The following is a 25265-nucleotide window of genomic DNA, read 5'->3' as shown; positions in this document are numbered from 1 at the left end:
TATGTAAAACATTTTTGGAGGGATCGGTATGAAAAACTACTTTGAATATACACCACCTGAAATTTATGAGTTACAAGGGCTATTAAGACATGTCTCAGAAGAGAAATTAGTTTTGGACCTAGAATCATTCTCTAGTAAATCAAAAAAATACACTAAATTTTTATATATGATCTATAAGGAATGGTTCCCTAGTTCGAAGTCTTATTCAGATATTCATATCTCGGAGTGTCTATTTCAGTCAGATCTTGAGACTCCAACTTGGGTCAATATGAACCTGATTTCTCTTATAAAATCAGTAAAGAGAGTTCAAGAAAAAGTAATTTATTGCTTGAAAAATAACCAACCAGTAAGAGAAGGTGAAATTTTACTATTAGGAGAGATGATTATAGACTCAATCGAGTTTTTGAATTTAGGTTATGAATGTATTACAGGAATCAGCACAGGGAATGGAACCCATAGAAGAAGAAATATCATGAGCTATGAGATATTTAATGCATCGAAAAGTCTTCTTAGAAAAGAAGCTTATCTAAGTGATATCATTACATTCCCAAGTGCTGTTTTCTTTATAAGGCAGGCAATAGAAATAAGACTAAAAAATGCTTTTGGGATAGTATCGATAATAGATGAAAATGGGAAATTAATGAAAATTACTGGAGAGAATTTTTTAGCTTTAGTTGATGAAAACTCTTCTGATTTAGTGTTTCCAATAAAAAAGTCAATAGTAAAAAAAATACATAGTTGGACGAATTATTACATTCATGGGGCAATTATTAATTACACTTGGCAAATAGAATGGGCACATTATATGTTGCAACCTCTATTTGTTCCTGGTGAAGTCGAAGGGGTAGGATGGAATATTTCTGGATCAATAAAAATGAAAAGAAATTACTACAATAGCGTTGAACAAAAAATTACGAAATTCTTCAATTGTGAGAACGGAATAAAGGTCATTAGGATGAGACATCCAGAAGCGATAATAATCGAAGATTAATTTTTATAAAGATTATTTAAGACTCGAGGCTACTGAAAAAGTTTTCAAGAGTAATCTTTATATATGGTTTTACTGAATATAAAAATCCGTATTAAGCCTGTGAGATGGTTTTTACGGATTTTTTATTTTTTATTAGAATTCACAAATAAAAATCGACGATCTTCCAAACAAACAAGTTTATTAGTGGCGTCTAATATTCTTAGGAGTATTTATGTGCTCACACATTATGGATATTTATTGTTTTAAGAAGCATAAGCTTGCCAGAATAAATTGGAAGCATAACCTTACATTTAAGCAATCTTATAGGTTAAGTCACAGCCTCGAACAACAAGATCGATGTTCTTAAAGTTGCCCACCACGGCAGTAAAACTTCAACAACTTCGGAGTGGCTGACATATTGGAAACCTTCCGCAGCAGTTATCTCGGTAGGTGCAATGAATACTTACGGACATCCTTCACCAGAAATTATGGACCGCTTGTTAAATGCGGACGTTGCCATTTTTCGCACTGATCGAATGGGGGAAGTGCAGATGGAGGTACGGAATTCGGGGATTTTCACACGATTGAAATTATGGAACTAGTAATGACGTATTTCATAGATAGACACTGGTTAGTTGTTTGAAGATGGTTTTGGAGCAGGCCTTAGCAGCATTATTTCCTGAAGGAAATGGCTTCTAGGGCATTTTCTTTTGTGAAAATCGACGATTTTGAAACTAATTTTCATTTTTTACGTCTAAAAGATGTTATATCGCTTATTATTTGTTATTCTGATAGATGCAAGTTATTAATATATTTATTCTAAAAAAATGCAACCTTATGAGACGCGCTCACGTCTGTAAGAATGCAAGGGGGAGGGATCCCAGTGATAGCACCCGAACTGGTAAGATCAGCACAAGCCGGTGACCGTGATGCGCTCATTACCCTATTGCGAGAAATTGAGTCTCACGTTTATCGAACGGCTTTTTATATTTTGAATAATGAACAGGATGCGCTTGATGCTTCTCAGGAAGCTCTTCTTCGAATTTATACCAAAATTAATTCCTATGAAGAAAAAGCTTTGTTCAAAACGTGGGTTCAGCGGATAGTTACGAACATCTGCATCGATAAATTTCGCAGAGCGAAGCCGACGGTTTCAATGGATGAGCATGAGATGACTTTTACAGCTGATAATGATGTAGAACAAGAAATATTAACAGGCTACCTAGCTCAGGATATTAGAGAGGCCATTGAAAAGCTTCCCGAACACCATCGCACTGTAGTTGTTCTACGTTATTTGCAAGACTTTTCGTATCATGAAATTGCAGAATCGCTTAACTTACCACTCAATACGGTGAAGTCTTACTTATTCCGAGCTAGACACACCTTACAGTCGTTACTCCAAGATTATCAGAAAGGAGGTGTTCGGGGATGAAATGTCAAGAGGTGATGATGTACATGCAAAGACAGCTAGATGGAGATTTAGCTCCAGAAGAAGAAAATGAGCTGCATGCTCACCTACTGCATTGTTCGGACTGTGCACAGATGTTTGAGCGTCTAAGTGCATTGTCGAACGAATTGTCCCAGCTTCCTAAGGTTATGCCGCCTTTTAGTTTGGTTGATGCTATTATGCCACAACTGCTCCAATTGGATAAGCAAAATGAGACGAAAGTGGCAGACAATGTCGTTGTCTTCCCATCGATGGTTGCTAGGACAGAAGTAGAAGAAGACATGCCTAAGCTTACAGGCTTGAGCCGATTTAAAGAACAGTTCTCTTGGAAATTCGCAAGCGGCGTCGTTGCCGCGGGATTGATTATCGGATTCTTCGCATTTAACATGGGGAATCCTGTTATCGACAATGCGGACGGAATTATGTCGCGTTCAAGCTCTGATAGTAAAGCCGCACCTGAGAAGCGTGCAACGGCAACTTCACAAGAGAATCAAAGTATAGAGAACAATCATATCGCTAAAAACCAGGAAAACGCTGGTTCTAGTGTAGGATCATCTGTTGCCCCAACAACGGATGTGTTTGTAAAAGGAACAGACACAGCTAACACGCCTAGGGATAATGGTGGTAATTCGGCGCAAGCTACTTCCAATGCGCAATTAGAAAAACCAGGTGCTTATAGTTCACCAGCTAGTGGTGGTGAGGTAAAGACTAACAAGATTTTACCATCTACATCGGCTCCCGAGCGATTGAAAGATCCCGAAGTTTCGGTTCCAAAGTCAGATAAGGTTGACTCAACTTCAGAAGGCACAAGTCCTCCTGCGAGCTTAAACGTTCCGAAATCGTCGTTAGAACCGAAGCCGACAGAGTCATCTACCAAGAAACTAAGTCCGGTACCTTCCGTTGACCCATCCAATTCAGATCGAATAAGTGCAAGTCAAGGTATACTTTCATTTACAGTGCCTCAAGGGGATGTTAAATTGAAGTCACCGACGGGTATTTATGAGGCAACAATTGAAGATGCGCATGTGGTCATTCGACATACCCAAACACTTGAGCTTGTATATGCTTCCAAGCATGTTTGGCAGGCAGAGGATCAAATCAAGTTGTTGGAATGGTCGAAGGATGACAAGCTATTTTATGAGGTAACTAGCAAGGGATTGCTTCAAACGATTCTAATTGATCTCAAAGAGAAAACCGAAGCCAATAAATAAGTGAAAATACTATGCACCAATTTGGCTGACTTGCGTAAACTATCTTAGGGAACATGGAACAGTTCATTCATCCACACGAGTTAAGGTTTCTAGGGCCTTAAGTCGGTGTTTAAATAGACTGGCGAAGGGATTGCTTCAAAGTCTTCGGGCTTTGACGTAATCCCTTTGTTGTTGTTAAAATAAACAGGAGGGGTGAATGCAAGTCATGGATGCCAAAAGAGCATTGAAAGATATACAAGCAGGTCGCCCAGCACCTGTCTATCTGTGCTACGGACCTGAGAAATATAAAATGCGCGAATTTATTCAGATATTAACGGATTCACTCATGGGGCCAGAGGATCGGGAATTTGCAGTGAGTAAATTCGATTTGAGTGAAATGTCACTTTCCTCTGCGTTAGATGATGCCGAAACGTTACCTTTTATGGTGCCGAAGAAATTGGTTATTGCTAAAAATGCCTTGTTTTTCACAGGCGCTAAGGAAAATACGAAGATAGAGCACAATATGGATCGTTTGACTGCCTACTTAAAATCACCTGCAGAACATACGATTGTGGTGTTTACGGTAGATGCCGATAAGTTGGACGAGCGCAAGAAAATTGTAAAAGCGTTAAAAGACATGGAAGCCGCGGTGCCATTCCTTTCTTTGAGCCCAGAGGAATTGACACATTGGGTTGCTAAACAAGCGAGTGCGCTAGGCTTTGCCTTCTCAGGCGGCGCGGCTGATCAGTTGATCTTGTACACCGGCGGGAATTTGCAATCGTTATCTGCTGAACTCGAGAAAATTTCATTATTCATCGGTGCCGAAGGCGTAGCGTCGCCTGACGTTATTGATCAGTTGGTCGCTCGGAGCACGGAGCAGAACGTATTCATCCTTATTGAAGATATCGTGAATGTGAGGTTGGAGCGGGCTTTTGTGATCTTAGAGGAGCTTCTGAAGCAGCGTGAGGAGCCGATCAAAATCGCTTCACTTATCGCTAGGCAATTTCGGATCATGTTGCAGGTGAAGGAGCTTGGAAAACAAGGCTATTCACAGCAACAGATGGCTTCACAGATTGGTTTGCATCCTTTTGCAGTCAAAGTTGCCGAAGGACAGGCGCGAAAGTACGATGGGGAGAAGCTGAGTCGGATTATGGGCGAGCTGGCTGATCTTGATTTGCAGATGAAAACGGGGAAAATCGATAAAGTGTTAGGATTGGAATTATTTCTTCTTAGGCTCGCTGCCTAGGAAGACATTGTTTCATGTACCGTTACGCCGAAAAGTATAGGTCAAATGGAAAAAAGACTAATTCTCGTACGAGGATTAGTCTTCTGCTTTATGTCCGTTAATTACGCTTGAGCCGAAAGAGCGTTTAGCTTTTTAGCTAGACGGGACTTCTTGCGGTTAGCGGCATTTTTATGAATTAAACCTTTAGAAGCAGCTTTGTCTAATTTCTTAGAAGCAGAAACTAAAGCTTCAGGGGTCAAAGCTGTTTCGAAAGCTTTCACAGCAGTACGCAAAGCGGACTTGTGGGAAGCGTTACGAAGACGACGCTTTTCGCTAACTTTTACTCGTTTAATAGCGGATTTAATGTTTGGCATGAAATTCACCTCCTACTTACAAAACACGTTCAACGTTACATTTGTATGTTTGCTGACAACTTTAAGTATTCTACCACGCAATATTTCAAATTGCAAGAGCTGTCAATAGGTTTTCAGTGGTCATCAGTCGCTGCTCAGGGCCTCGCTGTCACATTAAGCTCATCCCTCTTTCACTTTCAGGCTTATGCTCTCCCCAGAATCTCCAATAGTCCGATTTTCCCGAACTAATTCAAGGATTCTTCCCTCAAAATGATGAATTGTCAGGTTTTGCCGAACTAAAATGCCATTTTTCACGCGTGGAGGTAGTTTGAGCTGATTTAGTTGTGTTTTTTCTGACTAATTGTAATTTGATGAGCTAGAAAGGTGATTTAAGTGGGCAAATTCGGACTAAATGGAGCAATTGCAGTAAGTGGAACATGTGCAGAAGTAGGAGTGAGTGCAGTAAGGGTAGCATGTGCATGTGCAGGAGTAGTGTGTGCAGTGGGGGAGTAAGTACAGAAGAAGTAGTGAGTGCAGTGGGGGAGTAGGTGCAGAAGAAGTAGTGAGTGCAGCGGGAGGAGCGAATGCAGAAGCAGGAGCAAGTGCAGAGGGTGATGTGGGGTCATGAGCGGGAATATAATGATTAAGCCTCAGGGAGCGCCGAAAAAGTTCCCCACACCGTCACAACAATGGCGGCCTGCGAGTCGTATCGACTATCCAAGTATGTATCCTAGCGGCGCCTTTGACTTCGGGAAGAAGCCATTTCTTTTCTTCTAAGCGTTTAATATACTTTCTGGCAGTATCATAACCGCAACACAACACGTCTTTCACATCGGCGAGCTTAATCGGACGATCCATTCGGAGCGCTAACCGCAGAATATCTCTTTCTTGGCCACTTAAGTGACTTGCAGTAGATTCGTGTTCCCCGAACAATCGACCAATTAGCTGCTGGAGCAACGCTTGCCATAGACGAGGACGCTCTCTTATGTCATCTAAACTGATTCGGATGATGATCCAACCGTCATTCACAAGGTGCATATGACGTACCCATTGATTCGAGTATTGTCTTCGATCCAATTTATCATAGTGAGTGCCATAGGGATCGATCTCAAGGGCAATGCGGATACCCGCACGAATATATGCGAAATCGAGATATCTTTTGCCATCCGCGAAGTCAACAATCTCATATTCCGGATGTAAATAATGAAAATGCCCAAATGCGATCCACCATAGTGAACGTAGAAACTCTTTTTCAGCAAAAGCATGTCCGGTTTGTAATTTCCTTAGCGCTTCGCCTTTCCTCTTGGCCATATGGGCATTCAGCCAAAGTTGGTGTTCGCAGTCAAATTGATTCAAGGTCATTCCAACACTCTCCTTCGAAATAAAAATAGCGCCGCTTCCACAACTCTAGTGAGAAGTAGAAACGGCGCATGCTTTGCGTGAGAATATCTAGTATTTTCAGTTGCAACGAGCATAACATTTCCATGCCATTTTAACAATCATTAACAATTTCCTTGTATTCACGGGTTGACAGCAATCTCACAAGTTAGAACGGTTTCACACAAGTTTTACATCTATCTCATAGGTTTGACCGCTATCACATAGATTCGGCATGCTATCACGCTGGTAGACAGCTACCACTTGGCACCCAGCACCCTGTGGAAGTTGTGCGCGATGTAGACAAATCTACTCCTTTTCAAGGGTTCCCATCTCTGAATAACGCCGAGGGATCTGTCACACAATATGCAATACAGCGCAAGTATGAAAGGGGACCTCCAATGGATTTAGGCATGTTTAACACACAGACCGATCTTGCACTTGATGCAAGGGATATGGCCCATGCAGCCAATCAGGGGCAGCCGATTCCTGGTATTGAACAGGAGTTCACACGGGAAAACGGGATTCGCGTAACCAAAATAAATGTCTTGAATGAAGAAGGCTCCAAAGCGCTTGGTAAGCTGCTGGGTCATTATATAACAATTGAAGTACCTGCATTGCGGGAGAAGGACAGTCAGCTTCAAGATCGTGTTGCCACGAAGCTAGCTCAGGAGTTTGAGCAGTTTCTAAGGCAAGTTGGAATTCCGAAAAATGCGAAAGCTCTGATCATCGGGCTGGGCAATGGGAATGTGACACCCGATGCGTTGGGACCTCTCGTCGTTGAGAATGTCATGGTGACTCGTCATTACTTTGAACTGGTACCTGAAGATGTGAGTCCAGGCTATCGAGCCGTGAGTGCTGTTGCGCCTGGTGTTCTTGGTACGACAGGGATAGAAAGCAGCGATATTGTACAAGGGATTGTGGATAAATCTAAACCTGATTTCATCATCGCCATAGATGCGCTTGCCTCTAGATCCTTGGATCGTGTCAACACGACGATACAGATCGCGGATACCGGTATCCATCCAGGTTCAGGCATCGGCAATAAGCGCAAAGGCTTGACGAAGGAGCAGCTAGGCATTCCCGTTATTGCAATTGGTGTTCCTACCGTCGTATATGCCTCGACTATTGTGAATAATGCCTTTGATCTTATGCAGAAGCATTTCAGCGGTCAGACGAGCAATACGGGGCAGATCTTTGGACTTCTGGATAATATCAACGAAGATGAGCGGCTTCAACTAGTGAAAGAAGTACTAAACCCCGTAGGACATGATCTGCTCGTTACACCGAAGGAAATTGACCAGTTTATTGAGGATATTGCCAATATCATCGCCAGTGGCTTAAATGCGGCCTTACATGACGCGGTAGATGTAGATAACGTGGCTGCCTATACCCATTAATGAAACGAAAGAACTGAGCCTACTAATGTGGGGCAGTTCTTTTTGGCGTTCGCATCTTCCCACATCGGGCAGCTCGGTTTCCTCTCCTTTTCTATTAAAAAAATCTAGCGAAAACTAGTTCTATCGTTCGGGCTCGTTTCATAGATTGAATTAAGATAGTTTAGGAGGATGGGTAACTATGAAATGGACATCAGCCACATGGAATTTCAGCCAAGTTCGCAAAACCTTTCAGAGCGCCAGTTCCGTCGGGAAAACGTTTATTGTTCTCAGCACCTCGACCTTAGCTCTATTCGTACTCATTGGTCTGGGTGGCGTCCTACAAAGCCGATTAATGTCTTCATCGCCTGTTTCATCCATGAAAGGTCTCGCCGCATCTGTCACGAATCAATTTTTTATCGATATGTTGGGTATGGAAGTCCCTCATTTAAATAAGGATCAGAAAAAGTTCACTTTCTCCCAACACAATGTGTTTCATTTCGCTTTTCAAATGATGACGGATATTAATCCCAGTGATCCAAAGAGCTTAGTCGCAAGTGAAGTGCCTGGTATGGAGTTAAATAAGTCGACGGTATTGGTAAGAGGGAGCGAAACGAATCCGAGTGCCCCCTACGATCTCAATCCAATATCCAAAGATTTGGAAGCAGAAGCTAAGAATCCACAGCCAACTGCGGCAGCGACCTTGGAGCCAACGCCAATTAACTCGCCTTCCCCATCGCCGAATGCCGTTGCACAACCACCCAAGACAGCTGGCGATAATATTGCTTTTATTTATCAAACGCACAGTAATGAATCCTTCCTACCAGAGCTTAAAGGTGTAACAGATCCAGATAAAGCCTACAGTGATAAAGTGAACATCATCTCCGTCGGGCAACGTTTAGCTCAGAACCTCGAGAGAGATGGCATCGGTGCAGTGCATAATTCAACGGTGTATCCAAGCACAGTTAAAGGTTTTGAATATCCATACTCCTACAAATATTCGGCCAAAACGCTTCAGGAAGCAATGGCCTCCCATAAGGATTTGCAGTATTTCTTCGATATTCATCGCGATTCAGCAGCCCGTAGCAAAACAACAGCCACAATCGAAGGCAAGGATGTTGCACAGGTGTATTTTATAATCGGTGGAAAAAACCCAAACTGGAAGAAGAATGAGGAATTTGCAAGAAAAATTCATCAAGTGTTGGAAGAGAAGCACCCTGGGGTCTCGAAAGGGATCCATGCGAAAGAAGCTAGCGAAGGCAATGGTTTGTATAACCAGAACATATCGCCAAATAGTATTTTGATCGAGGTGGGAGGGCCTTACAATACCCTCGAGGAATGCTACCGAACGACAGATTGGCTGGCAGAAGCGATTTCCGAAGTGATTTTGAATGCGAAAAAAGTAGATGCACCGATAACCACACCTAAAAGTTCGTAAGTGAGTTGAAATTAAGGAGGGGAATGAAATGAGGCTGAGGCACTTTTATATCAAGGTTGGTTTGTTCGGACTCTTGCTGTTGTTCTGTATCTTGTTCGGCGTCAGTCTGGCATCCAGCGGTATGGAACGAATAGAAGGTCCTCAGCCTTCCTCCAAAGCAACAGTACAAGCGGCGCCAACCAAAGCACCTGGCAAAGTAACATCTACAACAACGACAGGGACTGCGTCTAATTTGGCAAAAGCAACACCGACTCCTTCAGTTAAAGACACGGCAGCTAAAGCTAAACAACCCCCTGAGCAGCATACAGATCCAGTTGCCATTCAAGACCATTCGTTAAACCGTGTAGGGAATAAATTAGGTGATCTTTTACAAATAACCGCGCACCACGGCATTAAATTGTTTATTTCTTTGTTTGATGCGGTTTTAGGCAAAGGTTAGGTGTGCATTGCTCCGACTTCCCACAACTGCTATAATGAAAATTATTTGCATGTAGTGGGGGTTAGTCTTTAGCATGACGGACATTCGAGAAAGACAACAAAGAATTCGCAACTTTTCAATTATCGCTCATATCGATCACGGTAAATCAACACTAGCTGATCGTATTCTGGAATATACAGGTGCATTGTCTTCACGTGAGATGCAAGAGCAAGTTCTCGACCAGATGGATCTTGAGCGTGAACGGGGAATTACGATTAAACTTCAAGCGGTGCGATTAGGTTACCGCGCTGACGATGGTGTGGATTATATCCTTAACTTGATTGATACACCAGGACACGTAGACTTTACGTATGAGGTTTCACGAAGCCTAGCGGCTTGTGAAGGTGCATTGTTAGTTGTGGATGCGGCTCAAGGAATTGAAGCTCAAACACTAGCAAACGTATATCTTGCATTGGAAAATAACTTAGAAATTTTACCTGTTATCAATAAAATTGATTTACCAAGTGCGGACCCTGATAAAGTAAAGCAAGAGATCGAAGACGTGATTGGGCTTGACGCAAGCGATGCTGTACATGCTTCAGCTAAAGCAGGGATCGGAATTAAAGAAATTATTGAGCAAATTTGTTTGAAGGTACCAGCTCCACAAGGTAATCCTGACGCACCACTGAAAGCTTTGATTTTCGATTCACATTACGATAGCTACAAAGGTGTTATCGTGTACGTGCGTGTCGTCGATGGTTCAATTAAGGCTGGTTCCAAAATTAAAATGATGGCGACGAATAAGGTTTTCGAAGTAATTGAAGTTGGTGCGTTCAAGCCAAGAATGTCATCAGTTCCTTCTCTAGAGGTCGGAGATGTTGGTTTTATCGTTGCTGGTATTAAAAATGTTGGAGACACACGTGTCGGTGACACAGTAACGGAAGCAGATCGCCCTTCACCAGAGGCGTTGCCAGGTTACCGTCGCATTAATCCAATGGTCTTCTGTGGATTGTATCCAATCGAAACGACCGATTACAACGATTTGCGCGAAGCGCTGCAAAAGCTGGAATTGAACGACGCGTCCTTGCGTTTTGAGCCTGAAACCTCCACAGCGCTAGGGTTTGGATTCCGTTGTGGATTCTTAGGACTCCTACATATGGAAATCATTCAAGAACGTATTGAACGTGAGTTTAACATTCCGTTGATTACAACGGCACCGAGTGTTATCTACCGGATTACGTTAACGAATGGTGATGTCATGGAGATTGACAACCCATCGAACTATCCGGATCCGCAACGTATTGACTTCGTGGAAGAGCCTTATGTAAAAGCTTCCGTTATCGTACCGAATGATTATGTAGGTACAATTATGGAGCTATGCCAAGGCAAGCGCGGCGAATATTTGAACATGGAGTACTTGGACACGAACCGTGTGACATTGACGTATGAGATTCCGCTTTCGGAGATCGTTTATGATTTCTTCGATATGCTGAAATCACGAACGAAGGGCTACGCTTCCTTTGACTATGAAGTGAGCGGCTACAAGAAATCCAATCTTGTTAAGATGGATATCTTGCTTAATTCGGAACAAGTCGATGCGCTTTCCTTTATCGTTCATCGGGATACGGCGTATCACCGTGGTAAAATCATTTGTGACAAGCTCAAGGAACTTATCCCGCGGCAAATGTTTGAAGTGCCGATTCAAGCGGCAATCGGACAGAAGATTGTGGCGCGTGAGACGGTTAAGGCGATGCGTAAGAACGTACTTGCGAAGTGTTACGGTGGTGACATTTCGCGTAAGCGTAAATTGTTAGACAAGCAAAAAGAAGGTAAAAAACGCATGAAGCAAGTCGGTAGTGTAGAAGTGCCGCAAGAAGCGTTCATGGCGGTTTTGAAAATCGACGAATAGATGTTAGAACTCAAAGCTGGGGTGGCAGCGTACGCTGTCCCTTGGCTTTTTCCAATTCGCAAGCAAGTAGAAAGGAATACCCTTATGTTAGTTAACTATGCAACGCCTACAGCGGTGTACATCCATATCCCTTTTTGTACGAATAAATGTCATTATTGTGACTTCAACTCTTATGTGCTAAAGGGCCAACCTGTGATGGAATATTTAGACGCACTTGAGCGTGAAATGGAGCTTACCGTGCGGAGCCATCCACCACAGAAGGTGGAGACGATCTTCGTTGGTGGGGGAACACCTACGGTGCTTCTTCCTGATCAAATGGAACGCTTCTTACGCATCGTGCGGACGTATTTCCCAGCGGACAGTAAGGAAGTGGAATTCTCCATGGAAGCAAATCCTGGAACAACGGATGAGGATAAGCTAGCTGTGATGAAAGCAGGCGGTGTGAACCGCATTAGCTTCGGTGTGCAATCCTTTAACAATGATATCCTTGCGGCAATCGGCCGTATTCATAATACAGATGATGTGCATCGAAGCATCGCGAATGCCAAGAAGCTCGGCTTTGATAACTTATCCATTGACCTTATGTTCGGGTTACCCAAGCAAACGGTGGATATTATGCAGGCAACATTAGATGAGGCACTGTCACTCGACTTGCAGCATTACTCCATTTATAGCTTGAAAGTAGAAGAAAACACGTTATTCCATACCTTATTTAATAAAAATCAATTGCCGCTTCCCAGTGAAGATGAAGAAGTCGATATGTATGAGCTCATCATGAAAAGGTTGGAGGGTGCAGGTTACAAGCAATATGAGATCAGTAACTTCGCTAAACCTGGACGAGAAAGCAGGCACAACACGATGTATTGGCGTAATCGTTCCTATTACGGTTTAGGAGCTGGTGCTCATGGGTATATGAATGGGCAGAGACATGTCAACGTAAAGGGCATTCAACCTTACATCGATGCAACCAAAAACGGTCTGCCAATCATGGAACAATTTGAAGTAACGCCTCAGGAAGCAATGGAAGACTTCATGATGGTCGGATTACGACTACTAGAAGGTGTGCGAAAACAAGATTTCATCGACCAGTTTGGAGAGACCATTGAATCCCACTTTGGAGAGACGTTACAAGGCTGGATCAATAAGAAGCTGATCGAACAAACACCAGAAGGTTACCGTTTATCCAAACACGGGATTTTATTAGGAAATGAAGTCTTTGCCTCGTTCTTAAGCTAAACTGAATGAACACAAAAAACGCTTGTGCATTTATACGTTTCGTTGTATATTTATTCATGAATCCACAAGCGAAACAGCGGAAAGCCGCAGGGCGCTAGCGTGGCTTTTATGCATTTTTGTGTGATTGGTGGGTGAGAGAAGCATGAATACATCAACTACGGTGTCTGTAAGAAAAGCTTCGGTGGGTGATATCGATAAGCTTTATGAAATTATACAAGGGTATGCCAAGCAAGGCATCATGCTGCCGCGGAGCAGGGAAATGCTCCAAGATCAGATTGATACGTTTGTTGTCGCCGAATTGGATGGCTTGTTAATAGGCTGCGGTTCATTGACAAGGCTGGGGCCAGATCTTGTTGAGATTCGCTCACTTGGAATGACGCCTGGTTACAAGGGTCAAGGGATTGGTGGCAAGCTGGTTAATTTCTTAGTTGAAGAGGCTAGAAGCCAAGGAATCATTAAAGTTATGGCACTTACTTATGAAGTGGCTTTCTTCCAAAAAAACGGGTTTACACTCGTTCCGAAGGAGATTTTCCCAGAGAAGGTTTGGAGAGACTGCATGCATTGCAAAAAACAGTATTGTTGCGACGAAATCGCCGTACTTAAACGTTTGGATTGACTTGACAACAGACCTTAGGGTCTGTTATTTTTGTATTAGGATTTAGCACTCACTAAATACGAGTGCTAACGAAGGTGGCAAATAGTGAGAAGTGAGGAGGAGGGGTACTCATGTTGACAGAGCGCCAACGCATGATTTTAAGTGCAATCATTGATGATTACGTTCGTTCAGCGGAGCCAATTGGTTCGCGAAGTATTTCGAAGCGTGGGAATGTTGGGTTTAGCCCAGCAACCATACGGAACGAAATGTCTGATCTCGAAGAAATGGGTTATCTAGAGCAGCCCCATACGTCCGCAGGTCGTATTCCTTCACACAAAGGTTATCGCTATTATGTCGATCATTTGCTCCAGCACGGTTCCTTGCATAGTCATGATTTGGACTCGATGAAAGGGGCATTCGCAGAACGTATTCAAGAGATGGAAGGTGTTATTCAGCACGTTGCTGGCATGCTTTCCAGCCTTACGAATTACACCTCTATCGTGCTCGGTCCTGAGGTTTTTAGTACGACATTGAAGCATATCCAAATCATTCCGATCTCGGATACAACAGCTGTTGCGATTCTAGTGATGAATACGGGTCATGTTGAAAATAAGACAGTAACGATACCCGAAGGAATGCCGATGTCGGAAATCGAGAAGGTCGTTAACATACTGAACACTAGGCTTAAGAATGTGCCACTGGTTCAGTTTAAATCGAAGCTTTACAATGAGATTTCTAATGAGTTAAGCAAATATGTCACTGGCTATCAAGAGCTTCTCGGTTTGGTGGAGAGCGTGCTTCAAAGTGATGAGAAGGACCGTGTTTTCCTTAGTGGGATGACGAATATGCTCACACAACCTGAATTCAAGGATGTGGAGAAAGTGAAGAGCATTTTTGACCTGTTAGAAGAAGCACCAACCCTTATCAAGTTATTTACCCCGTCAAATGAAGGCATTGAGATTAAAATTGGTGCTGAGAATAGCATTGAAGCGATATCGAATTGCAGTTTAATTACAGCTTCCTATTCCATTGGCGGTACACCGCTTGGAACGATTGGTATTTTGGGACCTACTCGCATGGAATATGGCAGAGTCATAGGCTTAATGGAGCATCTATCGAAGCATATGGAATTGGTCCTAGGGCGATGGTATGGCAAATGACAGGAGTCAAACCCATGCACAGTGAAAGCGAAGAACGGTACTCAACGTTAGTTAATAATGCAGCAGCCGTCAGAGCGATTTGTTCGGCTGTCGAAGGAACCTTAGGACCTAAAGGTCTAGATACCATGTTAGTTGGTGGCCAAGGTGATGTTATTATAACTAATGATGGAGTGACCATTTTGGAAAAGATGGATGTTACCCATCCGGCTGCAAGGCTAATGATTCAGGTCGCTCGTAGTCAACAACGCCAGATTGGCGATGGGACGACGACAGCGACAGTACTTGCCGGAGCGATGGTGCAAGAGGGTGTCGCGCAAGTTACACGCGGCGTTCCTGTTGCCAAGGTAGTCACTGGCATGCTGCAGGGCATTGAATTGGCTGTAGCAAGTCTAGAGGGACGAAGTCGTAAGATCGCTGGCCTTACAGATCGCGCGCTACAGCGAATAGCTTATACGGCTGGGCGCGAGCAAACCGATATTGCTAAGCTCATCATTCAAGCGGCTGAAGCGGTGGGTGAAGGGAAATTGCGCGAAGAGGGCTATCGCTTCGCGGACAGCGTGCTCGCACATGAAGAAGCGAGCAGCGAAGTTTGGACCGGTATTCTGCTGAATGGGAAGCCGATGAACTTGCATCCGGTGCAGGAGCGCCACAATGCCCGTATTCTTGTGCTGCATGATGCCTTGGAGCCTGAAGTGGTCAGCGAGGAGTCGCTGGTCACCGAGGCAGGCTTCCAGCGCTACATGCAGCTCCGTGAGATCTTCCGCGGCTCCCTCGGCTCGCTGCTGGATCTCGGCGTCGGTCTGATTGCTTCAGACCGCGGGGTTGACCCTGAGGCGGAGCAGTTCTGCTCCGACCATGGCATCCTCGTGCTGCAGCGGCTGTCCCGCAGGGACTTGCAGCTGCTCAGCGAGCATACCGGCGCTAGGCCGGTGAGGCGCACGGCGCTGCGCAAGAGCGCGCCGGAGCTCAGCGCTGCGCTCGGTCACGCGGGCTATGCCGGGTATGACGAGCGGCTGGAGCGCGTGCGCGTGGCGCAGGGTCACGGCGAAGGCCACGTGACCGTGATCGTCGGCGCCGCGACGCGAGAAGCGGCGCATGAGCGCTCGCGCATCGCGAAGGACGCTGCGTCAGCCGTCCAAGCCGCGGTGCGCGGCGGGTACTTGCCTGGCGGCGGCGCAGCGGAGATGGCCGTTGCGCATGATCTGGAACGTGTGCGCGAGACGATGAAGGGCATGGAGGGCTTTGGTGTGGCTGCTGTCGCAGGCGCACTGCGCAAGCCGTTGTCCCAAATCGTTGTGAATGCAGGCTACAATCCGCTCGAGAAGGTTGAAGAACTGAAAGCGGCCCAGCTTGCGCAGGATACGGACAGCCTAGGTATCGATTGTGATACAGGGATGATCACGGATTTTGTGGAAGCGGGAATCATGGATCCGACAGATGTGAAAATTCACGCTCTGCAAGCGGCTGGTGAAGTAGCTGCCGCGGTGCTGCGTATCCATACAGTGATTAAGATGAAACAGCCTTTTGAAGAGAACTAAAGATGGGTAAACTAAGCGCATTTGAGTAGATTGGTCGTATGATGGTTTAATACATGTGTATTATGTTTAGGAGGTGAAGGACAATTGAGTACTGGAGATAACAAAACAGTCGAACAAGACATTGACACTACATACGCAGCCGACAACGAAGCAACAACTGAAGAAGCTGGTGCAGAAGTTTCTGAGGATGCTACAGTAACAAGCGAATTGGAACAGGCGCGTGTGCAAGCAGAAGAAAACTATCAGCGTTTATTACGCGTTCAAGCGGACTTCGACAACTTCCGTCGCCGTGCAAGAGCGGAGAAGGAAGATTTTGCGAAATATGCTTCGGTTAAATTAATTGAACAGCTATTACCGATTGTGGATAACTTTGATCGCGCGCTGTCTTCTAGCAAAGAGACAAAGGATTTCGATGCATTGGTGAAGGGCTTGGATATGACATACCGCGGGTTGGATCAAGTGTTATCTGCTGAAGGGCTTAAGCCAATCGAGGCAGTAGGTCAACCGTTCAATCCTGAATTCCATCAAGCCGTGATGCAAGTGGAATCTGAGGAGCATGAAGAAGGTATTGTCGTAGAAGAATTGCAAAAAGGCTATATTCTCAAAGACAAGGTCATCCGACCAGCAATGGTTAAAGTTAGCGTATAAGTCTAATTTCTTCTAAAAAAACAATGAAGTCCCTGTGGGACATAAGGAGGCATCTTTACAATGAGTAAAGTAATTGGTATTGACTTAGGTACTACGAATTCATGCGTTGCCGTTATGGAAGGCGGAGAAGCTGTTGTAATTCCAAATCCAGAAGGTAACCGCACAACGCCATCCGTTGTAGGTTTCAAAAAAGATGGCGAGCGTGTTGTTGGTGAAACAGCAAAGCGTCAAGCGATCACAAACCCAGACAAAACAATCTCCTCAATCAAGCGTCACATTGGTACGAACCACAAAGAGAACATCGACGGCAAAGACTACACGCCACAAGAAATCTCGGCAATCATCCTGCAAAAGCTAAAAGCGGATGCGGAAGCTTACCTTGGTCAAACGGTTACACAAGCGGTAATTACGGTTCCTGCTTACTTCAATGACAGCCAACGTCAAGCGACGAAGGATGCTGGTAAAATCGCTGGTCTTGAAGTTCTTCGTATCGTCAATGAGCCAACTGCAGCAGCACTTGCTTACGGTTTGGAAAAAACAGAAGACCAAACGATTCTCGTTTATGACCTTGGTGGCGGTACATTTGACGTATCCATCCTTGAGCTTGGCGATGGTTTCTTCGAAGTTAAAGCAACAAGCGGCGACAACAAACTGGGCGGAGATGACTTTGACCAAGTTGTAATGGATTACCTCGTTGCTGAGTTCAAAAAAGAACAAGGCATTGACCTTTCCAAAGATAAAGCAGCTGTTCAACGTTTGAAAGATGCTGCAGAAAAAGCGAAAAAGGAACTTTCCGGTGTTTTGACTACAACAGTTTCCCTTCCGTTTATCACGGTAGCAGACGGCGTTCCTCAACATTTGGAGTTGAACTTGACTCGTGCGAAGTTCGAAGAATTGTCAGCTAGCCTTGTTGAAAGAACACTAGGACCAACTCGTCAAGCACTTCAAGATTCCGGTTTGTCCACAAGCCAAATTGACAAAGTTGTTCTTGTTGGTGGATCCACACGTATTCCAGCGGTTGTTGAAGCGATCAAAAAATTGATCGGTAAAGAGCCACACAAAGGCGTTAACCCGGATGAAGTTGTTGCGCTTGGCGCAGCTGTTCAAGCTGGTGTCTTGACTGGTGAAGTGAAAGACGTTGTTCTTCTAGACGTAACACCACTTTCCCTTGGTATCGAAACAGCAGGCGGCGTATTCACCAAAATGATCGACCGCAACACAACAATTCCAACTACAAAATCACAAGTGTACTCCACTTATGCAGATAACCAAACTAGCGTTGAGATTCACGTACTTCAAGGTGAGCGCTCCATGGCTAGCGGCAACAAAACACTTGGCCGTTTCATGCTAGGTGACATTCCTCCAGCTCCACGCGGCGTTCCACAAATCGAAGTTAGCTTCGATATCGATGCGAATGGTATCGTTAACGTGTCTGCTTTGGATAAAGGAACAGGCAAAAGCCAAAAAATCACCATCACTTCCTCCAGCGGTTTAAGCGACGCGGAAGTTGAACAAATGGTGAAAGACGCGGAAGCACACGCGGAAGAAGACCGTGCACGTAAAGAGCTTGTAGAAGCTCGTAACGAAGCGGATCAATTGGTATACTCCGTTGACAAAACGATCAAAGATCTTGGTGATAAAGTAGATCAAGGCGAGATCGACAAAGCGAATGCAGCGAAAGAGAAAGTAACAGCAGCTCTTGCTGGAAACGATTTGGAAACGATTAAAGCTGCAACTGCAGAATTGACAGAAGTGATTCAACAACTTTCTGTTAAATTATATGAGCAAGCTTCGCAAGATCAAGGCCAAGGTCCTGATGCTGGCGCAGGTGAAGCTCCTAAAGGCAGAGAAAATGTTGTCGATGCTGACTACGAAGTGGTTGACGAACCTAAAAAATAAACATATTCTAACTAAATAGAAGTTTAAAGAAGTTTATTTAAACGCTGTTTGTTTAGTATGTATGGAACGTAAGAGTCAAAGCCAAGGGGAAATCTCCGTGGCTTTGACTTTCCGTTTGTAGTCTTGAACATGGGAGTGGAACAAGTGAGTAAACGTGATTATTACGAGGTATTAGGTCTCGGTAAAGATGCTTCACAGGATGAGATCAAGAAAGCTTACCGTAAAATGGCACGACAATATCACCCTGACGTGAATAAAGCCGCAGACGCTGAAGATAAGTTCAAAGAAGCGAAGGATGCGTACGATGTTCTGAGTGATGATCAGAAAAAAGCTCAGTATGATCAGTTTGGTCACGTTGATCCGAATCAAGGATTTGGCGGTGGTCAAGACTTCGGTGGCGGCTTCGGAGATATCTTTGATATGTTCTTCGGTGGCGGCGGCGGTGGTAATCGTCGTAATCCGAATGCCCCGCAACGTGGTAACGATTTGCAATACACAATGACAGTGGAATTTAAAGAAGCCATTTTCGGTAAAGAAATGGATATCAACATTCCACGAACTGAAAATTGCGATACTTGTAATGGTTCAGGTGCCAAAGCAGGAACTAAACCGGAAACATGTGGCGGATGTCATGGCAGCGGGCAGCAAGAAGTCGTTCAGAATACAGCATTTGGCCGTATTGTGAATCGCCGCGTGTGTACGTCATGTAATGGTTCTGGTAAAATCATCAAAGAAAAATGCGGAACTTGTCATGGCGCTGGTAAAGTGAAAAAGACGCGCACGATTCACATCAAGATTCCAGCTGGTGTAGATGATGGCGCTCAACTTCGCGTATCTGGCGAAGGTGAAGGCGGAACACGTGGAGGCCCTTCTGGCGACCTTTACGTAGTGATTCGCGTGAAAAACCATGAATTCTTCCAACGTGAAGGTAATGATGTGTACTGTGAAGTACCATTAACGTTCATGCAAGCGGCTCTGGGAGATGAAATCGAAATCCCGACGCTGACTGAGAAGGTGAAGCTCAAGATTCCAGCAGGTACGCAGACAGATACGTACTTCCGTCTCAAAGGCAAAGGCGTTCCGCATCTTCGCGGCTTCGGTCAAGGGGATCAACACGTGAAAGTCATCGTGATGACACCAACGAACTTGTCAGAAGATCAGAAGGATTTGCTGCGTCAGTTCGGCAAGCAAAGTGGCGAGCATACGCATGAGCAAAGTCAGTCTATTTTTGAACGTATGAAAAGAGCCTTCTTAGGCGACTAGCTCTCTATGGCACCTTGTGTGTGTGAAGGATAGATGCAATCTATCCATTCATGCGTATGAGGTGCTTTTTCTTTCAATAAATTGAATTAAGCCTATCCCCGAACATGAAACCAAAGTCTCCAGTTCAAATCAGCTTAGATGAGGTTAGGTAAATGCATGGCATTCCAGCAGTTGAGATATTAAGCGGAATACTGTTGGCGTGGGGTGAGGGAGGCATTGGGTTGATTTCTCTCAGTTGCGCCTTTTAGAAATGCAGAAATACAACCTTTTCTACCGTTTTATAGCTGATAAAGGTAAATAAGTGCAAAAAGGCAACTATTTTAACGTATTTCAACATAATCTCCTGAGATCATTCCCAAAAGATGCCTATTTGCATCAATTTCCACTAATTGCGAGTGAAACCCATGCGAGAAGTGCTCATTTGCATTTTTGACAGTTGGAGCGGACATAACTGGAATATTATTGGGAAAGTTGCAACCGTACTCCATTGGGCAATTCATTTGTTGCCTCTTTGACAGCAGCCAAGTGGCATATCTGGCAGATGAGGTAGTGATGCCGCCTCTGTTTATCATCTCTTAATAAATCCCGCCATTTTTACAAAACCTCCATATAACTTTGACGTTCTCCAAATCTATGAGCTTTATGCTAATAAAGTGAAATACTATTTTTGGAGGGAAAACATTTGAAAAAAGCGTTGAAGCAAATAATGGGTTCAGGAATGGCCGTTTCCTTATTAACACTAAGTTTAGCGGGAACAGTATCCGCTGCAGATTCAACAACACCAGCAACCGTTTCAGCGACCCCTGCATCTAAAAATTTGATTGTTCTCATCGGTGATGGGATGGGGCCGGCTGAAGTAACAGCTGCTCGTTACTACGCCAAGAAGTTCCTTAATAAAGATCGCCTTGAATTGGATGGCGGTTATTATGTCGGTAAAGCAACTACATACTCGCAAGCGAGTCCTTACACAACAGAGTCAGGTGCGGTTACGGATTCAGCCGCAGCGGCTACTGCTTTTTCTACTGGAAATAAAACGTATAACAATGCGATCAGTGTATCCAATGGGGATGTAGCTAAGCCATATGCATCCGTTATCGAAGCCGCGATGAAGCAAGGTAAAGCAACGGGTTTAGTATCAACGGATAATATTACGGGTGCAACTCCGGCCGTATGGGCGTCACATGTTCGCCAACGCAGCAACCAAAACGCAATTGCTTCCCAATATTTAAACAGTGGTGTAGATGTTATCTTCGGTGGAGGGAAAGTAAACTTTACAACCAAAGAGGATAAAGGTAAACGTACTGACAAGAATATCATTCCCGATTTTCAAGCAAAGGGCTACCAAACAGCTTTTGATAAAAAAGGTTTAGATGCGATCCCTGTAACAGCAGGCAAAGCACTTGGTCTTTTCGCAGATGCCGAAATTCCTTATGTACTTGACCGTGCGGATACGGTACCGTCATTACCACAATTATCCCAAAAAGCACTCGATATTTTATCCCAAAATAAAAATGGCTTCGTCTTGCTAGTTGAGCAAGGTCGTATTGATCACGCGGGTCATGCGAACGATCTTCCTGCGAATATTCAAGAAATGCTAGAGTTGGATGCCACTTTCAAAACGCTAGTGGATTGGGCCAAAAAAGATGGTAATACATCCGTTGTTGTTTCGGCTGATCATGAAACAGGCGGCTTGTCCCTCGCAAGAGATAATGTTTATGAATTGAATATTGATTTGTTTAACAAACAGAAGCATTCATACGAGTACATTGATGGTATCTTGAAAAAAGCTCAAACGGCAGATGATATTCGCAAAATCGTAGCAGACAACATTGGCTTCACAGATCTATCTGATGAGGAAGTACAATTGATTCTGAACGGCGATGGTTCATCTTATGGTCGTGGCGGCGGTTATAATGCAGTCGTGTCGAAGCGTCTAGCAGTAGGCTGGACAGGGCATGGTCATACAGGGGTTGATGTTGGTGTTTGGGCGTACGGTCCGATCGCTGGGCTTGTCAAAGGTGATATAGACAATACCGATATTGCTAAAAGTGGTGCGAAAGTGATCGGCGCCGATTTAACGGCGGCAACGAAAGAGCTTCAAGATAAATATCTGTATCCTATGTTCAAAGTAACGCGTGATTCCAAAACGTTGTTTACGGCAAGATCATTAGCAGAATCCCTCGACATTCAAGTAGCATGGGATGAAGCGACAGGTTCAGTAACTTTTACGAAGGATAGTCAGAAGGTGTCCGTGCTAGTATCATCAGGAGCAATCACTGTGAATGGTACAGCAAGTGCATGGGTTGGCAATGTGGATAATGGTAAGTTGTATTTGCCACTAGAAGCCTTTAACCAACTAACAGGTAAAACGTACACATGGGATTCCTTTAATGAGCGTATCGTGAAAAATTAATCAGTGGAGCAGACGGACATGGGGAGCTCCTTCCCTGTGTCCTCTTTTCTTTTGGAGTCGAATGGAAGCGAGGGGCATATGGATGATAACTCTACAAGGAATATCGAAATCTTTTCATCTGCATGGTCAACACTTACCTATCTTGCAGGTAGCCCAGTGGCAAATTCAAAAAGGGGAAAGAATTGCTCTGATGGGTGCGAGCGGCTGTGGAAAAAGCACACTTTTACATCTGCTTAGTGGTGTCATAACGGCTGATCAAGGAGAGATTTGGGTCGCTGGACGCCCCGTTCATCTCCTCAATGAAAGTAAACGTGATCGCTTTCGAGCGGAGAACATCGGTTATATTTTTCAAGATTTCCATCTCATTGCTTCACTGACTGTTAGGCAAAATATTGAACTAGTTATGCCTAACACCGGTACGAAGCAGGAGAGTAAGAGGTTGCTTGACGATTGGTTGGAGCGTGTAGGCTTACAGAATCGTGGAAATCATCTACCTTCTCAGCTATCTCGAGGTCAACAGCAAAGAGCGGCCATCGTTCGAGCGTTAATTACCAAGCCTCCTCTGCTTTTGGCGGATGAACCTACGGGAAGTTTGGATTGGGAGACGGCGAGCGAAATGATGACGTTGCTGCTTGATATTTGTAGAGAAGAAAAATTGACATTGCTGACAGTAACGCATGATCGACATATCGCTGAGATGTTCCCTAAACGTGTGTATATGCAAGAATTGAATGAACTTCTTAGGAGTGTTTCCGTATGAAAGTAATTTCCTTGCTGTGGAGTCACATCTGGCATCGCAAAACGCTGTCACTCTTAACCATTAGCTCTGTAGCAATTACAGCAGCACTTGTTGTCTTTCTTCTGTTATGCAGTCAAGGCGTGGAGCAAGGAGCTGAGAAAGGCTACGGCCCTTTCGAAGTCACGATTGGCGCAAAAGGAAGCGCGTCACAACTTGCGCTGAATACCTACTACCATATTGGTGCGCCGACGGGCAATATTCCGATTACTGTTCTGGAAGATGTTAGCAAAAATGAATTCGTCGATTCGGCCTATGCGATGACGACCGGCGATAATTATAATGGGTTTCCGATTGTTGGGATGGAACCCGGTTATTTCTTAACACGTTATGGTGCTGCCAAACAAATGGCACAAGGGAAGCTCTATAGTAAGCTAGGGGAAGCCATTGTTGGTTCCTATGTGGCAAGCTCAAAGGGTCTTCGTGTAGGAGACACTTTTGCTGGTGCACATGGGCTTATTCAAGGTTTGGAAGAAGAGGAAGACGGAGAAGAAGAGGAACATCATCATGCCTTCACCTATACGGTAGTGGGTATATTGCCACCCCTCCACACATCAGATGATCGGGCTGTATTCACAACGTTGGACTATGCGTGGGCTATCCACGAAAGTCAGCCTGACAAGGCGAAAGAAATTACGTCGATCGTCGTAAAACCGAAATCACTACTAGGTGCCCAGTCAGTCAAAACAGTATTCGCACAATACAACAATGTGCAGGCTGTTTATACAAGCAAGGCGATTGCCGATGTGGTTAATGTGGTTGATCAAGGGACACAGGCTGTGAAGTTCGTGACGATGATCTGTATTCTGCTTGCTGCAGGATCCATTCTACTATCTTTGACAGCTGCGGTACATGAACGCAAGAGAGACGTCGCACTGTTAAGACTCATAGGGAAATCCAAGTATTTCATCTGGCTTTCGCTTATTGGTGAAGGTGTTATTTTGACCTGTATTGGTTTAATGTTGGGTCTTGTCGCTGGACATCTTGGAGGCTATGTGAGCCGAGATGTGGTGTTTGCGAATACAGGGCTACAAATACAGGCGGGGGCTTTCGTTCCCGGTGAATCCTTACTAATTATCTTTACTTTGTTGATCGCGATTATCGCATCCGTTGGCCCCGCCATTCAAGCATATCGTGTGGATTCCTTGCAATTATTCCGTTCTTGAGGTGAGATGAAGATGAAAAGTACATATACAATGACTGGGCTGGGCTTGTTAGCCTTCGTCATTATCCTATCGAGCTGTGGTCAAAAGGAGGCCATGCTCCAAGGGCAAGCATTCGGTAGCATCGCCTCGAATGTAGCGACTGTCACACCCGCGATACCGAAGGCTACTATCTCCTCCAAGGAGACAGCGGAAGCAAGACCTACTGAGACAGCTTCCCAGACACCTGATGTAACACCTGTAACACCCATAGCAACACCCATTCCAACACCAATTGTGACCCCAAGCTCAAGCGCTGTTGTTCAAAAAGAGACATCTACAGCTACGTCATCCCTAACTCCAACGCCAGCTCCGCAGACGCAGATCGAGAGTAGTAAGACAACACCTGTAGTGAACATTACGAAGCCTGCAGAGAGTGTAGTGGCGTCTCCTACGAAACAACCACAACAGTCGAATGAACTCACATGGGATGAGTTTTTCGATTCGGATAAACAAGATACACCCTCTAATAAGTTTTGGGATTTAAATGGGAAAACGGTCCACATCAAGGGCTTTATGGGGGAAGTACTTTCTTTCGATAAACACTGGTTTCTCCTAATTCCTAAACCTGGTGCCGAGTGTCCCTTTGATAATGGAGATGAAACGTACTGGAATAAAATTATGATTGTTTATGTGCCTGATACCATTAAACTCAGGTATACGTCTGGCCCGTTGCAACTAACGGGGCGGCTAGATGTTGGCATAAAACTGGATGAATCGGGTTACAAGACGATGTTCCGTTTATATGATGCTTCTTTTGAGAAAATAAAGGAATAGACGAGATCTGTCTCTTGCATAGAACGATGATCTTT

General features: G+C 44.5%; 22 protein-coding genes. 20 read left to right on the top strand and 2 right to left on the bottom strand.

Annotated elements, in window-relative coordinates:
• Window positions 1–28 precede the first annotated feature (28 nt).
• From A8708_RS32565 to holA, 4 genes are all read left to right on the top strand, one after another.
• Window positions 29–991 carry a hypothetical protein gene (locus A8708_RS32565; RefSeq protein ID WP_068670853.1) on the top strand — a complete coding sequence of 321 codons (963 nt, stop codon included), beginning with the start codon at window positions 29–31 and terminating at the stop codon, window positions 989–991.
• An 862-nt stretch (window positions 992–1853) separates the two neighbouring features.
• Window positions 1854–2402 (top strand): RNA polymerase sigma factor, encoded by a 549-nt coding sequence (locus A8708_RS32560; RefSeq protein WP_056609807.1) that lies wholly within the window; start codon window positions 1854–1856, stop codon window positions 2400–2402.
• Entirely contained in the window at window positions 2399–3628 is a 1230-nt protein-coding gene (locus A8708_RS32555) for an anti-sigma factor family protein (protein ID WP_068670851.1), read from the top strand. The genes A8708_RS32560 and A8708_RS32555 overlap by 4 nt, the downstream gene beginning before the upstream one ends.
• Window positions 3629–3824: 196 nt before the next feature.
• Window positions 3825–4853, top strand: a complete 1029-nt coding sequence (gene holA, locus A8708_RS32550; protein ID WP_420848651.1) for a DNA polymerase III subunit delta — start codon at window positions 3825–3827, stop codon at window positions 4851–4853.
• Window positions 4854–4954: 101 nt separating this feature from the next.
• Here the strand turns inward: holA and rpsT are convergent, their stop codons facing one another.
• A complete protein-coding gene (gene rpsT, locus A8708_RS32545) occupies window positions 4955–5206 on the bottom strand; it encodes a 30S ribosomal protein S20 (protein ID WP_056609803.1) in 252 nt (83 codons plus the stop codon).
• A 475-nt stretch (window positions 5207–5681) separates the two neighbouring features.
• Between rpsT and A8708_RS36925 the strand changes: the two genes are divergently transcribed.
• Window positions 5682–5813: a hypothetical protein gene (locus tag A8708_RS36925; protein WP_275667948.1), complete on the top strand. Its 132-nt coding sequence runs from the start codon at window positions 5682–5684 to the stop codon at window positions 5811–5813.
• A 53-nt stretch (window positions 5814–5866) separates the two neighbouring features.
• Here the strand turns inward: A8708_RS36925 and A8708_RS32540 are convergent, their stop codons facing one another.
• Window positions 5867–6547 (bottom strand): hypothetical protein, encoded by a 681-nt coding sequence (locus A8708_RS32540; RefSeq protein WP_068670849.1) that lies wholly within the window; start codon window positions 6545–6547, stop codon window positions 5867–5869.
• Window positions 6548–6963: 416 nt separating this feature from the next.
• Here A8708_RS32540 and gpr point away from each other — a divergent pair, with 416 nt between their 5' ends.
• The 15 genes from gpr (at window position 6964) to A8708_RS32460 (ending at window position 25230) form a co-directional block, all read left to right on the top strand.
• A complete protein-coding gene (gene gpr / locus A8708_RS32535; protein WP_068670847.1) occupies window positions 6964–7962 on the top strand; it encodes a GPR endopeptidase in 999 nt (332 codons plus the stop codon).
• A gap of 178 nt (window positions 7963–8140) precedes the next feature.
• On the top strand, window positions 8141–9376 hold the full coding sequence (spoIIP, locus tag A8708_RS32530; protein ID WP_068670845.1) for a stage II sporulation protein P: 1236 nt from the start codon (window positions 8141–8143) through the stop codon (window positions 9374–9376).
• A gap of 28 nt (window positions 9377–9404) precedes the next feature.
• Complete coding sequence (locus A8708_RS32525; protein WP_068670843.1) at window positions 9405–9815, top strand: DUF3679 domain-containing protein; 411 nt, start codon at window positions 9405–9407, stop codon at window positions 9813–9815.
• Between the two features lie 73 nt (window positions 9816–9888).
• Window positions 9889–11703: a translation elongation factor 4 gene (gene lepA, locus A8708_RS32520; RefSeq protein ID WP_068670841.1), complete on the top strand. Its 1815-nt coding sequence runs from the start codon at window positions 9889–9891 to the stop codon at window positions 11701–11703.
• 84 nt (window positions 11704–11787) lie between these two features.
• Window positions 11788–12939, top strand: a complete 1152-nt coding sequence (gene hemW, locus A8708_RS32515; protein ID WP_068671064.1) for a radical SAM family heme chaperone HemW — start codon at window positions 11788–11790, stop codon at window positions 12937–12939.
• Window positions 12940–13081: 142 nt separating this feature from the next.
• A complete protein-coding gene (locus A8708_RS32510) occupies window positions 13082–13555 on the top strand; it encodes an N-acetyltransferase (RefSeq protein WP_068670840.1) in 474 nt (157 codons plus the stop codon).
• Window positions 13556–13665: 110 nt separating this feature from the next.
• Window positions 13666–14694 (top strand): heat-inducible transcriptional repressor HrcA, encoded by a 1029-nt coding sequence (hrcA, locus tag A8708_RS32505; protein WP_068670838.1) that lies wholly within the window; start codon window positions 13666–13668, stop codon window positions 14692–14694.
• Window positions 14691–16232, top strand: a complete 1542-nt coding sequence (locus A8708_RS32500; RefSeq protein WP_068671062.1) for a TCP-1/cpn60 chaperonin family protein — start codon at window positions 14691–14693, stop codon at window positions 16230–16232. Before hrcA ends, A8708_RS32500 begins: the two co-directional genes overlap by 4 nt.
• An 84-nt stretch (window positions 16233–16316) precedes the next feature.
• The gene (gene grpE, locus A8708_RS32495; protein ID WP_068670836.1) at window positions 16317–16880 is read left to right on the top strand and encodes a nucleotide exchange factor GrpE; all 564 of its coding nucleotides are present in this window, start codon (window positions 16317–16319) and stop codon (window positions 16878–16880) included.
• A gap of 60 nt (window positions 16881–16940) precedes the next feature.
• Complete coding sequence (dnaK, locus tag A8708_RS32490) at window positions 16941–18779, top strand: molecular chaperone DnaK (RefSeq protein ID WP_068670834.1); 1839 nt, start codon at window positions 16941–16943, stop codon at window positions 18777–18779.
• 129 nt (window positions 18780–18908) lie between these two features.
• Complete coding sequence (gene dnaJ, locus A8708_RS32485; RefSeq protein ID WP_057314836.1) at window positions 18909–20042, top strand: molecular chaperone DnaJ; 1134 nt, start codon at window positions 18909–18911, stop codon at window positions 20040–20042.
• 682 nt (window positions 20043–20724) lie between these two features.
• Window positions 20725–22455 (top strand): alkaline phosphatase, encoded by a 1731-nt coding sequence (locus A8708_RS32475; RefSeq protein ID WP_068670830.1) that lies wholly within the window; start codon window positions 20725–20727, stop codon window positions 22453–22455.
• A gap of 82 nt (window positions 22456–22537) precedes the next feature.
• Window positions 22538–23215, top strand: coding sequence for an ABC transporter ATP-binding protein (locus A8708_RS32470; RefSeq protein ID WP_068670828.1), 678 nt, complete (start codon window positions 22538–22540; stop codon window positions 23213–23215).
• Window positions 23212–24417, top strand: a complete 1206-nt coding sequence (locus tag A8708_RS32465; RefSeq protein WP_068670826.1) for an ABC transporter permease — start codon at window positions 23212–23214, stop codon at window positions 24415–24417. Before A8708_RS32470 ends, A8708_RS32465 begins: the two co-directional genes overlap by 4 nt.
• A gap of 12 nt (window positions 24418–24429) precedes the next feature.
• Entirely contained in the window at window positions 24430–25230 is an 801-nt protein-coding gene (locus A8708_RS32460; protein WP_068670824.1) for a hypothetical protein, read from the top strand.
• Window positions 25231–25265: the final 35 nt, after the last annotated feature.

Source organism: Paenibacillus oryzisoli, from assembly GCF_001653565.1.
GTDB lineage: Bacteria > Bacillota > Bacilli > Paenibacillales > NBRC-103111 > Paenibacillus_E > Paenibacillus_E oryzisoli.
The sequence above is the reverse complement of the archived record's forward strand: the minus strand, read 5'-3'. Positions and strand labels throughout refer to the sequence as shown.

Bases quoted from the DNA above. Each gene is read 5' to 3' on its own strand.
- A8708_RS32565 (WP_068670853.1), top strand. From the start codon at position 29: ATGAAAAACTACTTTGAATATACACCACCTGAAATTTATGAGTTACAA.
- A8708_RS32555 (WP_068670851.1), top strand. From the start codon at position 2,399: ATGAAATGTCAAGAGGTGATGATGTACATGCAAAGACAGCTAGATGGA.
- holA (WP_420848651.1), top strand. From the start codon at position 3,825: ATGCAAGTCATGGATGCCAAAAGAGCATTGAAAGATATACAAGCAGGT.
- rpsT (WP_056609803.1), bottom strand. From the start codon at position 5,206: ATGCCAAACATTAAATCCGCTATTAAACGAGTAAAAGTTAGCGAAAAG.
- A8708_RS32540 (WP_068670849.1), bottom strand. From the start codon at position 6,547: ATGACCTTGAATCAATTTGACTGCGAACACCAACTTTGGCTGAATGCC.
- gpr (WP_068670847.1), top strand. From the start codon at position 6,964: ATGGATTTAGGCATGTTTAACACACAGACCGATCTTGCACTTGATGCA.
- spoIIP (WP_068670845.1), top strand. From the start codon at position 8,141: ATGAAATGGACATCAGCCACATGGAATTTCAGCCAAGTTCGCAAAACC.
- A8708_RS32525 (WP_068670843.1), top strand. From the start codon at position 9,405: ATGAGGCTGAGGCACTTTTATATCAAGGTTGGTTTGTTCGGACTCTTG.
- lepA (WP_068670841.1), top strand. From the start codon at position 9,889: ATGACGGACATTCGAGAAAGACAACAAAGAATTCGCAACTTTTCAATT.
- hemW (WP_068671064.1), top strand. From the start codon at position 11,788: ATGTTAGTTAACTATGCAACGCCTACAGCGGTGTACATCCATATCCCT.
- A8708_RS32510 (WP_068670840.1), top strand. From the start codon at position 13,082: ATGAATACATCAACTACGGTGTCTGTAAGAAAAGCTTCGGTGGGTGAT.
- hrcA (WP_068670838.1), top strand. From the start codon at position 13,666: ATGTTGACAGAGCGCCAACGCATGATTTTAAGTGCAATCATTGATGAT.
- A8708_RS32500 (WP_068671062.1), top strand. From the start codon at position 14,691: ATGACAGGAGTCAAACCCATGCACAGTGAAAGCGAAGAACGGTACTCA.
- dnaK (WP_068670834.1), top strand. From the start codon at position 16,941: ATGAGTAAAGTAATTGGTATTGACTTAGGTACTACGAATTCATGCGTT.
- dnaJ (WP_057314836.1), top strand. From the start codon at position 18,909: ATGGGAGTGGAACAAGTGAGTAAACGTGATTATTACGAGGTATTAGGT.
- A8708_RS32470 (WP_068670828.1), top strand. From the start codon at position 22,538: ATGATAACTCTACAAGGAATATCGAAATCTTTTCATCTGCATGGTCAA.
- A8708_RS32465 (WP_068670826.1), top strand. From the start codon at position 23,212: ATGAAAGTAATTTCCTTGCTGTGGAGTCACATCTGGCATCGCAAAACG.
- A8708_RS32460 (WP_068670824.1), top strand. From the start codon at position 24,430: ATGAAAAGTACATATACAATGACTGGGCTGGGCTTGTTAGCCTTCGTC.